Source organism: Pedobacter sp. 10L46_2 (assembly GCF_056395165.1).
The window spans coordinates 1-14193 of sequence record NZ_JBFTIZ010000076.1 but is presented as its reverse complement, the minus strand read 5'-3'; the positions used below and the strand labels follow the sequence as shown (position 1 = coordinate 14193).

Sequence of the window (14193 nt, the reverse complement as noted above, 5' to 3'; positions counted from 1 at the left end):
TCCTCTGGTAGTTTAATGTGTATCTATTTTTTTACTGATATTTACGCTATTTTTAATTTTTTCTGTAAAAATGGCGTTAAAATTGAGGACGAGAATACACACACAAATTTGAACCAAATGAAAAAAGCAATTCTATTTATGGTAGTCGTTGTCACGTTTGCCTCGTGCAAGAAAAAATCTGAAGAAATCATAATTGAAGAGAAATTATCACCAGATATTGAACTGGTAGTTAACGGAGCAACTGAAGAGACTCAACCCTTATATCAGCCATCTGAAACCTATAATTTTTTAGGATTTGGATATGATGCTACAGATAAGTTCAATAACCAGGCTTCTATAAGAGCAAGCGTAGTTGATGTTGAAGCTTATACTGCTGCTGAATTTTCTAAAATTAACATAGATAGAGCCGGAGAGGGTTCATGGAAAACTATCGAAGCGGATAATGCAGTAGATTTATCAGAAAGATTTTCCAATTCGTTTCAAGACACTCAAGGTTTGAGACTCTTTGGAAACACCGTAGAAAATACATTCCCTGGAACCTTTGTTACTGATAAAAAGTATGTTTATGGACATTATTGCCTTTACTGGATTTTTAAAAGATGCAAGTTTCATGATTGGCAGTCCTTAAATAATTCTTTAACATCTGGTTTTAAGAGAGATATTACTTTATTAAGTGCTCAGGAGCTTGTTCATAAATATGGAACTCATGTTCTGAAAGGGGTGAGAATGGGTGCTAAATTAGACGTCTTTTATCAGGCAGAAGCTAAGGGGGAAAATAGACAATCTATCATTAAGGAGGGATTACGTTATGCTGTGAAACGGACATTTGGTTTACCAACTGGCGGTTTGGATGATGTGAATTTACGGAACTTAAATGCAAATTCTTCGGCCCAGATCTACTTTAGCTCTACTGGCGGCGATATGAGCAAATTGAAAATCGAAACTATAAATAATAGGCAAATAGTGAATATTACAAACTGGCTTTCGGCTAATACAGAAGATAATGCACAGTTTATTTTTGCTTATGACAATGGTTTGGTACCGCTTGATAGCTTTATTGATGATAGCGTAAAAAAAGCTGAGGTAAAATCTTATCTCGAACAATATTTTGCCTCTAAAGCGGCTAAATTGACAAATTAAATTTAAGGTACTGAATCATGACGGTCTGCATCGTCATCTCGACGATAGGAGAGATCTCTTGGTTATGCAATTTGTAGCTGCTTTGTAGTCAAGAGGTCTCTCGTTGCCTCGAGATGACGACCTTTATGTCTTTTAACAAAGGAAACCGCCGCCTAACAGATCGTTTCCTTCATAGAAAACTGCTGATTGGCCGGGTGCAATTGCTGATACATTATGATCAAATACTACGCGCATTTTGTCTTTTTCCTGAACAATAGTGCTTAACATACCTGCATCTTTATATCGGATTTTAGTAACCACGTTATCCATTGGCTCTAAAATACTTCCGTATTTTACCAGGTTAACGTTGCGTACAAGKGCCTCGTTTCTTTCCAGATCTTCGGCTCTTCCAAGTACTACTGTATTACTTTCAGGCATGATTTGGGTTACAAACATTGGTTCGCCGAACGCAAATCCAAGTCCTTTACGTTGGCCAATGGTGTAAAAAGGGTAGCCTTTATGCTGACCAACTACCATTCCGTCTTTAGTGATGAAGTTACCACCAGCAACTCTGTCTTCTAAATCTTCAACTTTATGTTTTAAGAAAGCACGGTAATCATTGTCAGGTACAAAACAGATTTCGTAGCTTTCACTTTTCTTAGCAAGTTCTTCCTGTCCCATATCTAAAGCCATTTGTCTGATATCAGATTTGGCAAATGAACCTAAAGGGAATTGTGTACGTGCAAGGTTTTCCTGAGAAACTCCCCACAGTACATATGATTGGTCTTTGTTTTCGTCTTTTCCTTTAGAGATTACATAACGACCGCTATCTTGTTGTCGGATGTTCGCGTAATGTCCGGTTGCAATAAATTCGCAATCCAGTTTGTTGGCACGTTTTAATAGTGCTTCCCATTTGATATGGGTGTTGCACAATACACATGGGTTTGGAGTGCGGCCGGCAAGGTATTCATCAACAAAGTTGTCGATTACAAAATCTCCAAACTCGTCGCGAATATCAAGGATGTAATGTGGGAAGCCATAGTTTACGGCAAGCGTTCGGGCATCGTTTATGCTATCCAAACTGCAGCAACCTGTTTCCTTACTGCTGCTGCCTGATGTGGCATAGTCCCATGTTTTCATGGTAAGCCCAATAACTTCATAACCTTGCTCGTGTAGCATTACTGCGGCTACTGAACTGTCGACACCGCCACTCATGGCGACTAATATTCTTCCTTTTTTACTCATTTTATTTAATACTGCCTCGGGTTCAAAGCCCGGTGATTAGAAATAAGATGCAAAAGTAAGTGATTTTAATGGGAATTTTTTAATTGAGACGTCAATAGGTTGTCAAAGTAAAATTAAGTGATCGGTTTTCGGGCTGGAACAAATTGCGCTGAAGGGCGCAAATGGTTCCGATGCCCTCTTCCCGACACTGAATTTTAGCCGAATTGGGAGGAGAGGAAGGGAGGTTTAGTTAGGAAGAGAGTTAAGGGGTGATAGGTATGGATGGTAGATGGTTAAAGCATAGTGAGAAATATTTTGATCAAACGTTATAGCAAGACTGAAAAAGCTGTTTTTTGTATGATTTTTTTATACCTTAGACAATCATAAAAAAATAGAACTAAAGTTAAATATGAAAAAAATCCTCCTGTACTGCTTTTTATCGGCTCCGGTGCTAGTAAATGCGCAGCAAAGCCTGGTAAAATATGTGAAACCAATTATTGGAACACAAAAAATGGGACATACTTATCCAGGAGCTACGGTTCCTTTTGGATCTGTTCAGCTAAGCCCTGATACTGATACTTTGTCGTACGAATTGAACGGCAAGTATAATGGCGACGTTTATAAGTATTGTGCAGGGTACAAGTATGAGGATAAAACGATTGTAGGATTTAGCCACACACATTTTAGCGGAACGGGACACTCTGATCTGGGTGACTTCCTGATTATGCCAACTCAAGGAAAACTTCAATTAAATCCAGGTACAGCGGATGATCCTAAATCAGGGTTTAGATCGGCATTTTCTCATGATAATGAGGTTGCAGAGGCCGGATATTATAAGGTTAAACTAGACGATGACAATATTTTAGCTGAACTTACCGCAACTAATAGGGTAGGTATGCATCAGTATACATTTCCTAAGTCAGATCAATCGCATATTATACTGGATTTGATGTCGGGCATTTATAACTATGACGACAAAACGGTATGGACTTTTGTGCGTGTGGTAAATGATACTTTAATTACGGGTTACAGACAAACTAATGGTTGGGCACGTACGCGCACGGTGTATTTTGCTATGTCATTTTCTAAACCGTTTGTTTCTTATGGACAAAAGAATTTCGATAAGGATATAGCGGGAAGACGTATCAGAATGTATTTTGATTTTAAAACTGAAGAGCAGGAAAAGATCAAGGTAAAGTTCGCTTTATCACCGGTTAGTCAGGCCAATGCATTAGAAAACATGCAGGCAGAGACTCAGGGATGGGATTTTGATAAGGTAAAACAGCAGGCACAGGCAGAGTGGAATAAGGAGCTTAACAAGATTAAAATTGATGCTTCTGAAGATGATAAGATTAATTTTTATACTGCAATGTATCATGCATTTATTAATCCAACAAACTATAGCGACGTAAACGGAGAATATAAAGGGTTGGATCAGAACGTACATAAAGCCGATGGCTTTAACAACTACACCACGTTCTCTTTGTGGGATACTTATCGTGCTCTGCATCCTTTCCTGAACATTATGCAGCCTGCCAGAAACAACGATATTGTAAAATCTATGATGGCTCATTATGATCAGAGTGCGCTTAAAATGCTTCCGATATGGTCTCACTATGCAAATGACAACTGGTGTATGAGTGGTTACCACAGTGTTTCTGTTTTAACGGATGCAATTATTAAAGGTGTATATAATGGTGATGCTAACAAGGCACTGGATGCTTGTATAACGACTGCTAATCATCGCGACTACGAGGGGATAGGTGATTACATTGATTTGGGTTACATTCCTGCAGAGCGCAGCGGAACGTCGGTTTCAAATACATTAGAATATGCATATGATGATTGGTGTATTGCCAAGCTGGCTAAAAAGTTAAACAGAACGGATGTTTATGATGAGTTTACCAAACGTTCAGGAAACTGGAAAAATGTGTTTGATAAGTCGATTGGTTTTATGAGACCAAAAATGGCTGACGGTTCGTTTAAAAAGGAATTTGATGCGTTAAGTACTCATGGCCAGGGATTTATTGAAGGTAACACATGGAACTACAGTTTCTTTGTACCTCAGGATCCTAAAGCTTTAATTGAGCAGATGGGTGGCAATAAAAAGGTTGGATTAAGATTAGATTCTTTGTTTTCTATGCATCTTCCGGATGAGTTTTTTGCCGAAACTGAGGATATTACCAGAGAGGGTATTATTGGTGGATATGTGCATGGGAATGAGCCTGCTCACCATGTGGCTTATTTATACAATTGGATTGGGCAGCCGTGGAAAACACAGGAAAAGATACGCATGATTTTGAAAATGCAATATAAGCCAACACCTGATGGACTTGGTGGTAATGATGATTGTGGACAAATGAGTGCGTGGTATATGTTTTCTTCTTTAGGTTTTTATCCTGTATCTCCGGGATCGGAAGATTATTCTTTAGGAAGTCCGGCGGTTAAAAATGCAGTGCTAGCACTTGAAAATGGAAAAACATTTACTGTTGAAGCTTTAAACCAAAGTGATAAGAATGTATATGTTCAGAGGGTTTTGTTAAATGGAAAACAACTTGCTGGAACTACCATAAAGCATTCTGATATTACGGGTGGGGGGAAACTGACGTTTTATATGACATCTAAACCGGTTAAGAAATAAAGGTTTTAAATAATGCTAAACAGAAAAGGCCGATATAACTATCGGCCTTTTCTGTTTAATCGCTGAATTCATTTCTAAACAAACGCAGGCACATCTGATCTCGGATCATTGCCCTGAATTTGATTTCTTCTTATATCCGATATTTCGGTTGGTTTTTTAATTATTTTTTTGTTTAAACCACTTGCTGCATTATACAGCAGGATACTTCCCAGCGCTACTTCTTCTATACCAGTAAACGGATGTTGACGAATATTTCTGATTCCCTTTTGTAAGATATATACACCCGCAATTACAGAGATCAGTCTTTTTCCGGTATTTAAATCTTTCGCTTCGTAACCAGCAAGCGAAGTATTTACCACAGATAGCACGAATCTCTCTTTTATTTTCCCAAACATATTATTCTTAATTTAATTCTATTGACCAAACATTTCTATTGAATGTACATTAATCATACCGAATGAACATTGGACGCATTATTTTTGTTTGATTATTTTCTCTAAAACCATTTTTATCGCCTTGTCTACAACTGCCGCCGGATTTTTACTGAATTCGAAATTAACCCGGCTTGCAAGTATTGCATTTACTGACAGGGCTTTATGTCCTAAAGCTTTTGCCAACGCATAAATTCCTGCGGTTTCCATTTCTAAGTTAGTAATTCTATAGTTACTATGCTGAAAATTATTTAATAAATTGATAAAATCAGGTATGGCATTCTTAGCTCTTACCTGTCTGCCTTGTGGTGCATAGAAACCTGGAGCAGTTACTGTGATTCCTTTTTCCATATCACTTCCTATGGTATTCAGCAATACATTGTCGGCGGCTGTAAGGTAAGGGGTAATGCCTTTAATATGCGAAAACCGTGATTTAAAGGCATCTAGAATGCTATGTTCATCACCAGATAGTTCATTAATGTAGTATTGCATTAAGGCATCCAGTCCGAGGCCAAATGAAGAAGCAAGTATGGTTCCCATGGGTATGTCGGGCTGTATAGCACCTGAGGTACCAATGCGAATAATATCTAATGAGGTTAATTCTTTTTTAACTTCCCGCTTTTCAAAATCAATGTTTACAAGGGCATCAAGTTCATTAAAAACGATGTCGATGTTATCTGTTCCAATGCCTGTAGAAATTACGGTAATGCGCTTTTTATCTAAATAACCTGTATGGGTTATAAATTCACGTTTTCCTTTTTTAAGCTCTATGCTATCGAAGTGTTTAGAAACTTCAGAAACCCTGTCTGGATCACCAACTGTAATTACTGTTTGAGCCAAGTCTTCGGGCAGCAGGCTCAGGTGGTAGATGGTACCATCCTGATTAATAATCAGGTCTGCTTCAGATATTTTATTTCCCATATGTTCTCAATCTTATCTAATTTACCTAATACTGTATTTAAATTTGCCTTTCTTACCTCAAACTGTATCACACAAGCGTTGTCAAAATTTTGATTAAGGATGTTCAACTGCTCGTCTTTCATTAGGCGCATTACATCATTCATAGCCAGATAATCGAAGGTGATTTCGTAAATATCGTTTAGTGTTTTTTCTACAACATTGGCTTCTTTAATTGCTTCTGCAGCAGCAGTTTTATAGGCGTTAATTAAACCGGGTACACCGAGTAAAGTGCCGCCGAAATACCTTACCACTACAATAAGGATATTTGTTATATCAGCCGAGAGCAGTGTGTTTAAAATAGGTCTGCCGGCTGTGCCAGATGGCTCGCCATCATCTTGAATTCGGAATACGCTTCTATCAGGACTTAAACGCAATGCCCAGCAAAAATGACGTGCTTTTGGATGTTCTGACCGAAGATTTTGAAGTATATTTTTTACTTCTTCATCAGAACGTATGGGGTATGCATAAGCAATAAATTTGCTTCCTTTATCCTTAAAAACCCCTTCGGAAGCAGCGGATATGGTTTTATAGGTGTCATCAAATAGCATAAATCTTAGATAGTGTTATTAAAATAATGGCGGCCAGCGCTAAAAACAGACCCCAGTAGTTCAATTTGTTTAGTTTTTCTTTGAAAACAAATATTCCGATAAGGCTGCCCAGGATAATTACACCCATATTCATACTGGCAAATACGGTTGATGGGTTTTGTGCCATTGCACCATGCGCTTTAAGGTAGAACAGGATATTGAAGAAGTTAAAGAAGCCTAACACACAGCCACAAAGGAAGTTAACCAGTTCCAGCTTTTGGTTTTTGAATGCCCTGAAATATAGGATGGCAACAATTGAAATGGTAAAAGCTAAGATGAAGACGATGGTTAATGAAGTAGTATAAGGTATTGATTTGATCTGTGCAACCTGCTTAAAAAGTATGTCTATTATCCCAAAACCTACAAAAACTACAAGCGGGTAAAACCAGCTGCCAATGGTAATTCTTTGCGTTGTTTTCTTATGTAAAGTAAAAAATATGGCTACAAAGCCAATAGCAAGTCCGCAGATTTTAGTGATGGTAAAGTGTTCTTTGAATAGGAAATAGGAGGCCAGGATTGGAATAAATAAGGATAATCGCTGTGCAATGTCTGTTCTGGCGATGCCAATGTTTCTGATTGAACCTGCAAGGAACCAAAAAATAAGTGGCAGCAAGATTCCAAGACCTAAATAAATATCGTAATGTGAAGTGGAGGCAAGGTCTTTGAAGCTGGGTTTAAAAAAGAAAATACTTAAGCCAATAGCAAAGAGGTAATTCCACGTAACTGCCTGAAGGATATTGATTTTATATCTTTTGGCAAACTTTAGTAGTACGCCAACAGTAACGCTGCAAAAAATGCTTATTAGCAGGTAAATCATTTGTTTTGGTTATTTTGATAGATAGTTAATTTGTCTTTTTCTACGTAGTGTTCTTCTGTTATTATTCCATTGATTACAGGAGATGCGATGCCGTCTGACCAAGAGGTGGCAGAGGTGAAAACTCTTGCCTCATCCCATAAATTGCCCTGAATAAATTGGTTAAGGATATTTGCTCCGCCTTCAATAATGACAGATTGGATATCCATAAGATACAGCTGGAAAGCTATTTTTTGTGGCAGGTAGTACTGCATATCTTCCATCTGAATGAAGTGAACATTGTTTTGTACTTCTGTTTTTACTTCATTTATAACGATGGTTTTTGCGCTGTTATTATATATGTGGTTATTGGCAGGAACATGCAGATTGCGGTCAATAAGTATCCTTACCGGGTTTTTACCGGGCCATTCTCTGGCGCTTAATTGAGGATTATCGGCAATTGCGGTTTGCTTTCCAATAAGTATGGCGTCTTCTTCGGTTCGCCATTTATGTACCAGTTTTTTTGAAAGTGGACCGCTTATCCATTGTTGTACAGTGTTTTTTGGTGCAAAGTATCCGTTTGCTGTTGTAGCCCATTTAAGAATTATGAATGGACGTTGTTGCTTTATCCTGGTAAAAAAGCGACGGTTAAGGTACCTGCATTCGTTTTCCAGAATGCCTGTTTCTACTTTAATACCCGCATTTTGCAGCTTTTCTATTCCTTTTCCGTTTACATCTGCAAATGGGTCTGTATTACCGATAACAACCTTTTTTATTCGGTGTTTAATGAGCAGATCTGCACAGGGAGGGGTTTTGCCAAAGTGAGCGCAGGGCTCTAAACTTACGTAAGCTGTTGCATTTGATAGCAATTCGGCTGCTTTATCGCGATGGTTTTTCAGAACATCGTTTATGGCATTTACTTCTGCATGGGCTTCGCCGAATTTTTTGTGGTATCCTTCGCCAATTATTTGACCATTATTTACTATTACACATCCTACAAGTGGGTTTGGGCTAACACTTCCGATTCCCATTTTTGCCAATTCAAGGCAGCGTTGCATATATAGTTGGTCTGTCATTACAGCAAAAGTAAGGTATATTGTTCGATTTACTTACTTTTGCATAGCATGAATTTAAAGCAATTATTGCATCATTTTACGAATGAGTTAATAGCCATTTACGATGAACAGGAAATAATTTCTATTTTCAATATTACTGTGGAGCATATTTCTGGTTTCAATAGGAGCCAATTGATGCTAAATGCAGATGCTGAAATAGAGGATGTTAAGTATAATGAGTATTTACTGGCATTGAGCAGATTGAAAACCGGTGAGCCTTTGCAATATGTTATTGGGGATACTGTTTTTTATGGTTTAACTTTTAAAGTTAGTGGCGCTGTATTGATTCCGCGACCGGAAACAGAAGAGCTGGTTGATTGGGTTATAGAAAGATGTGGTTCAGATCAGTCTAAAACGCTTAAGAATGGTAGTATTTTGGATATTGGTACCGGGAGCGGTTGTATCGCCATTTCACTGAAAAAGAACCTGGATAACTTTAAAGTAAGTGCTATTGATGTTTCAGAAAGTGCTTTGGCAATTGCCAGCGAGAATGCGCAGCTAAATAATGCTGAAATTAACTTTATTCATGCGGATATTCTGAGCTATAAAAGTACTGAAATGTACGATGTGATAGTGAGTAACCCACCTTACATTACAATGGAAGAGCAAAAGGCTATGCATAAAAATGTATTGGAAAACGAGCCTCATTTAGCCCTGTTTGTATCTAATGAAGAGCCTTTGATATTTTATGAGGCAATTGCAGAATTTGCACTTCGTAATTTGAATGAGAATGGTCTTTTGTGTTTCGAGATTAATGAATATTTAGGTAAAGAGACAGTACAAATGTTATCTGATAAATCATTTATAAACATAGAGTTAAGAAAAGATATGCAGGGCAAAGACAGGATGGTTTTAGCTTCGGGGATGAAACTCCGTAATGATTCCTTTTAGATAATCTCTATCCAGATGTGTATAGATTTCGGTGGTAGTAATGCTTGAATGACCCAGCATTTCCTGCACCGCTCTTAAATCGGCACCGCCTTCTATTAAATGGGTAGCAAATGAATGCCTGAAGGTATGTGGACTGATGCTTTTTTTTATTCCCGCCTTTAAAGCTAAAGCTTTGATCATGGTAAAAACGGAGATTCTTGATAAACCGGTTCCGCCACGATTTAGAAAGATGTAGTCTTCAAATCCTTTCTTAATGCTAATATGTACCCTGGATTCTTCTATATAGATTTTAATGAATTTTAAGGCACTGGCCCCAATTGGCACTATACGCTCTTTATTTCCTTTTCCAATTACCTTTATGTACTCGCTTTCGTAATGTATATTGGATATTCTTAAACTGATAAGTTCTGTAACCCTTAGTCCGCATCCGTAGAGTACTTCAAGGATTGCTTTGTTTCGCATCCCATCTGGTTTGGATGCATCTATGGCCTCAATTAATTGGTTGATTTCGATAATGTTGAGCGTATCAGGTAGCTTACGTGATAACCTGGGTGATTCTAACAGGGCTGTAGGATCTATAGTAATGATCTGCTCCAATAAAAGGAAACTAAAGAACGACTTTAGGCCCGATATTACTCTGGCTTGTGTGCTTGGGAGCATTCCGAGTTCATTTATCCATGTGATAAATAACTTTAAGTCGTTACTTGTAACATCCTTTAAATTAGTGTGTTTATTTATAGAGTCGAAGTACTGGAACAACTTATCGATATCGGTAAGATAGGCATCAATAGAGTTGCCGGACAGCGAGCGCTCCAGTTTTAGATAGTCTTTAAACGATTTTAAGTAGGGGTTATTAATCACACAAAAATTTTCTGATGTAAGTTTTTAGCTTTAAGTTTGAACTGATGAAGATACAAATTATTAACGGCCCAAATTTAAACCTTTTAGGGGTTAGGGAGCCTGGTATTTATGGAAATTTAAGCTTTGATCAATATATTCCGCAATTGCGTGAAATGTATAGCATCTTTGAGATTGATTATTATCAGAGTAATGTTGAGGGTGAGCTTGTAAATAAACTGCATGAGGTTGGGTTTGATTATGATGGTATTGTACTTAATGGTGGTGCTTATACGCATACTTCTGTAGCTATTGCTGATGCAATTGCAGCTATTAAAACGCCTGTAATTGAAGTTCATATCTCTAATATTTATGCAAGAGAGGAGTACAGACATGTTTCACTTACAGGTAAGAACTGTAGAGGCGTATTAACGGGATTTGGGATGGATGGTTACAGACTGGCAATTGAAAGTCTGTTAAAGGGCTAGAAAGCATGCAGATTAAAATTTGTTTATTGATGGCCGTTTGTTCGGCTATAGGTTTTGGCGCTGTTGCACAAACTGATGTTACTGAAAAAGAGATCCTGGGTCATATCTCATTTCTTGCTTCGCCAAAAATGGCTGGCCGTTTCCCTGGAACTAAAGAAAACAAAAAGGTTGTAAGTTATCTGATTAAAGACTTTAAAAAGGCTGGTATTAAGCCTGTTAATGGTAGTTATGTTCAGGAATTTATTGCTAAAATACGGGTGAAAAAAGGGGTGACAGATACCCCAAGAGTTAAAACCCAGAATGTTGTGGGTTTTATTGAAGGTAGTGATCCGGTTTTAAAGCATGAATTTATTGTGCTTGGCGCACATTATGATCATTTGGGAATGGGTGGACCTTCGTCTAAAAAGCCGGATACTGTTGGTATACACCTTGGTGCCGACGATAATGCGAGTGGTACGGCTGCATTACTGGAAATTGCAGAGAAATTGTCGGCCAACAGAAAAGATTTAAAACGCAGTGTGCTTATAATTGCTTTTGGTGCCGAGGAGCAAGGTTTATTGGGATCCAAATATTTTGTTGAGCATCCATTGATTCCTTTATCCGCGATTAAGCTGATGCTGAATATGGATATGGTGGGCAGAATGAATGCTGAAAAGCAATTATATATGGGTGGTGCAGCTTCTTTTGATGGTGGTATGGATTTAATGAAAAGTCTGGGCCCACAGGTGGGAATTAACCCGATTGTAATTGCTTATGATGTTGGTGGCTCGGATCACGTATCATTTTATAAAAAGAACATTTCAGTATTAGGTTTTCATACTGGAGGGCATCCTCAGTACCATACGCCGGAGGATGATATTGCTCATATCAATATAGCCGGTGAAAAACTGGTTTGTGATTATATTTACAAAGCAATTGTGAGTGTAGCAAGCAGGGAAGGGGCAATATCGTTTGTTCCTGAGAAAAAGGATTGATATTGGTGTAGAAAAAGGGTTGATGTTGATGTTATTGCACAACATTCCGCCATGGCTGTTACACACACCGTCATTTCGACGATAGGAGAAATCTCTTGATCAGTAAGTAGTTGCGAGCAAATTAGCATGGCCAAGAGATCCCTCGATTCCTCGGGATGACGGCAGTTTTAAGGGCTGATAGGCTTTTAAGGAAATGAAAATGGGCTTTGTTAATGGCAAAAGCAAAATCTGTTTTTCCTTGTAGCAAAAAATGGATCCAGGCTACAAAATCTATACACATTCTAATAAATATCCTTGAATACGCATCGCCTATTGGCAGGTTCTTTTGAAGTATAATCAGGTTATTTCTGAAGTTTAAATAGGTTTTATAAGGATTATTTGCGCTTAAAGTTCCACCACCAACATGGTATACTTCTGCATCGGCACAGTAAACCACCTTGTAACCGAGGTTTTTTAAGCGCCAGCAGAGGTCAATTTCTTCCATGTGGGCAAAGAAATCAGGGTCCAGACCGCCAACTTCTTTCCATTGCTTGCTTTTTATAAAGAGGGCAGCTCCACTGGCCCAGAATATCTCACTTGAATCGTTGTACTGACCAAAGTCTGATTCAACTGTCTCAAAGAGTCTGCCTCTGCAGAATGGAAATCCGTGAAGATCAAGGTAACCTCCGGCTGCACCGGCATATTCAAACTCTTTTCTGTTTTTTTGCCATTTTATTTTAGGCTGGGCAACGGCAATACTACTGTCCGTTTGCATCATATCTATAACTGGCTGTATCCAGTTTTCTGGAACTTCTACATCTGAATTTAAAAGCACGTAATATTCGGCATCTACCTGCTCTAGTATTTTACGGTATCCTTCTGCAAATCCGTAATTGGCGTCGTTTTGTATGATCCTGATATTAGGGTAGTTGGTACGAACAAACTCAACTGAATTATCAGTAGAAGCATTGTCGCCAACTATTAATTGTAAATTACCGTACTTAGATTGAATTACACCGGGTAAAAATTGCTGAAGCAAAGCCTGCCCATTCCAATTCAAGATCACTACTGCTACACTTGGTTCCATTTATCCTGCGTTTTCGTGTTTATTGTGTTTCCATCGCCTATGGCTCCATAACCAGTAGGCGGGGTTTTCATTGATCATATTTTCAAGGATATTGAAACTCATGTCGGTAATTTGATGTTCGGTAGTTTTACTTGGGTCGTTGCAAATTGTCTCGCAATCTACCTCATAATAACCATTTTTTATATGTTTCATTTTGAAATAGATTACTGGCCTGTTGGTTTGTAAGGCTATTTTTTCTAATCCAAGTAACACAGGTGTACGCTGATTGAGGAAAGGGAGCCAGTATTGTATTTCGTGTCCAACAGGTGTTTGATCGTTGGCAAAACAAAACATAGTGAGCTCATTCCTGGTAGATGCTAATACTCTAAGTGTTTGTTTCATAGCAATAAACCGATTGCCAAATCTGGTTCTCATTTTATAGAACCAGCTGTCAAAAAGTTCATTGTTGATTGGCTTAAAAATCACGTAGCTCTGGGGGCAAAGCGTTAAACTGAGCGCCAGCATACCCCATTCCCAATTGCAGTAATGCCCTGTACACGCTAATATGCTTTGGCCATTTTTAACGTGTTGTTCTACTATTTGAAGGTTGTTAAACTTAACACGTTTTTTAAGTTCTGATTCAGAAATGGAAGCCATTTTTATTGTTTCGAGAACGAGCCGCGTAAAGTGTCTGTAGTACGCTTTCTCAATTTTAATAATCTCTTCAATGCTCTTTTGAGGAAAGGAATTGACCAGGTTCTGGCGAACAACTTTTTTACGGTAGCCTAGAATATAATATAGCGGATAGTATAGTAGTGCCGCAAAGAAATACAACAAAGAGGTTGGGAGCAGAGACAAAAAGTTCAAAAAAAATATTCCTGTAGAAGAAAAGCTTTTTTTTATCATTAATTTGGCGAATTGAGAATGCAAACATAAATTATCAGATGCAAAGTTCAGCTATATTCCCACTTTTTTATCTTCCACCTATCAGTTATTTTTCTGGTTTAAAAGACTTTGATGGTAACTTTTTGATTGAAAAGGAAGAGCATTTCCCTAAACAGACCTATAGAAACAGAGCTAGAATATAC

Annotated in this window: 14 protein-coding genes; 5 read left to right on the top strand and 9 right to left on the bottom strand. The window is 38.1% G+C overall.

The window, feature by feature from the left end; genetic code table 11:
- Positions 1 to 117 precede the first annotated feature (117 nt).
- The gene (locus tag AC1DDX_RS10665) at positions 118 to 1140 is read left to right on the top strand and encodes an MAC/perforin domain-containing protein (protein ID WP_337716265.1); all 1023 of its coding nucleotides are present in this window, start codon (positions 118 to 120) and stop codon (positions 1138 to 1140) included.
- 132 nt (positions 1141 to 1272) lie between these two features.
- Here the strand turns inward: AC1DDX_RS10665 and mnmA are convergent, their stop codons facing one another.
- The gene (mnmA, locus tag AC1DDX_RS10660) at positions 1273 to 2364 is read right to left on the bottom strand and encodes a tRNA 2-thiouridine(34) synthase MnmA (RefSeq protein ID WP_477622028.1); all 1092 of its coding nucleotides are present in this window, start codon (positions 2362 to 2364) and stop codon (positions 1273 to 1275) included.
- A 388-nt stretch (positions 2365 to 2752) separates the two neighbouring features.
- Here mnmA and AC1DDX_RS10655 point away from each other — a divergent pair, with 388 nt between their 5' ends.
- Complete coding sequence (locus tag AC1DDX_RS10655; protein ID WP_477622027.1) at positions 2753 to 4984, top strand: GH92 family glycosyl hydrolase; 2232 nt, start codon at positions 2753 to 2755, stop codon at positions 4982 to 4984.
- 74 nt (positions 4985 to 5058) lie between these two features.
- Here the strand turns inward: AC1DDX_RS10655 and AC1DDX_RS10650 are convergent, their stop codons facing one another.
- From AC1DDX_RS10650 to ribD, 5 genes are all read right to left on the bottom strand, one after another.
- Positions 5059 to 5379, bottom strand: coding sequence for a hypothetical protein (locus tag AC1DDX_RS10650; protein ID WP_048905347.1), 321 nt, complete (start codon positions 5377 to 5379; stop codon positions 5059 to 5061).
- Positions 5380 to 5457: 78 nt separating this feature from the next.
- Positions 5458 to 6336, bottom strand: a complete 879-nt coding sequence (locus tag AC1DDX_RS10645) for a nucleoside phosphorylase (RefSeq protein WP_288879357.1) — start codon at positions 6334 to 6336, stop codon at positions 5458 to 5460.
- Positions 6306 to 6923 (bottom strand): IMPACT family protein, encoded by a 618-nt coding sequence (locus tag AC1DDX_RS10640; protein ID WP_172662983.1) that lies wholly within the window; start codon positions 6921 to 6923, stop codon positions 6306 to 6308. The genes AC1DDX_RS10645 and AC1DDX_RS10640 overlap by 31 nt, the downstream gene beginning before the upstream one ends.
- A complete protein-coding gene (locus AC1DDX_RS10635; RefSeq protein WP_337716261.1) occupies positions 6913 to 7779 on the bottom strand; it encodes an EamA family transporter in 867 nt (288 codons plus the stop codon). The genes AC1DDX_RS10640 and AC1DDX_RS10635 overlap by 11 nt, the downstream gene beginning before the upstream one ends.
- Positions 7776 to 8831: a bifunctional diaminohydroxyphosphoribosylaminopyrimidine deaminase/5-amino-6-(5-phosphoribosylamino)uracil reductase RibD gene (ribD, locus tag AC1DDX_RS10630; RefSeq protein ID WP_288879356.1), complete on the bottom strand. Its 1056-nt coding sequence runs from the start codon at positions 8829 to 8831 to the stop codon at positions 7776 to 7778. The genes AC1DDX_RS10635 and ribD overlap by 4 nt, the downstream gene beginning before the upstream one ends.
- Positions 8832 to 8879: 48 nt before the next feature.
- Between ribD and prmC the strand changes: the two genes are divergently transcribed.
- The gene (gene prmC, locus AC1DDX_RS10625; RefSeq protein WP_288879355.1) at positions 8880 to 9761 is read left to right on the top strand and encodes a peptide chain release factor N(5)-glutamine methyltransferase; all 882 of its coding nucleotides are present in this window, start codon (positions 8880 to 8882) and stop codon (positions 9759 to 9761) included.
- Here the strand turns inward: prmC and xerD are convergent.
- Entirely contained in the window at positions 9723 to 10622 is a 900-nt protein-coding gene (gene xerD, locus AC1DDX_RS10620; RefSeq protein ID WP_172662979.1) for a site-specific tyrosine recombinase XerD, read from the bottom strand. The genes prmC and xerD overlap by 39 nt on opposite strands.
- A gap of 44 nt (positions 10623 to 10666) precedes the next feature.
- Between xerD and aroQ the strand changes: the two genes are divergently transcribed.
- Together aroQ and AC1DDX_RS10610 are read left to right on the top strand one after the other, a co-directional pair.
- Positions 10667 to 11086 (top strand): type II 3-dehydroquinate dehydratase, encoded by a 420-nt coding sequence (gene aroQ / locus AC1DDX_RS10615; RefSeq protein WP_288879354.1) that lies wholly within the window; start codon positions 10667 to 10669, stop codon positions 11084 to 11086.
- A gap of 5 nt (positions 11087 to 11091) precedes the next feature.
- Positions 11092 to 12060, top strand: coding sequence for a M20/M25/M40 family metallo-hydrolase (locus AC1DDX_RS10610; protein ID WP_172662977.1), 969 nt, complete (start codon positions 11092 to 11094; stop codon positions 12058 to 12060).
- Between the two features lie 121 nt (positions 12061 to 12181).
- Here the strand turns inward: AC1DDX_RS10610 and AC1DDX_RS10605 are convergent, their stop codons facing one another.
- Positions 12182 to 13126: a glycosyltransferase family 2 protein gene (locus AC1DDX_RS10605; RefSeq protein WP_477622026.1), complete on the bottom strand. Its 945-nt coding sequence runs from the start codon at positions 13124 to 13126 to the stop codon at positions 12182 to 12184.
- Positions 13127 to 14011 carry a lysophospholipid acyltransferase family protein gene (locus AC1DDX_RS10600; RefSeq protein ID WP_288879352.1) on the bottom strand — a complete coding sequence of 295 codons (885 nt, stop codon included), beginning with the start codon at positions 14009 to 14011 and terminating at the stop codon, positions 13127 to 13129.
- Positions 14012 to 14193: the final 182 nt, after the last annotated feature.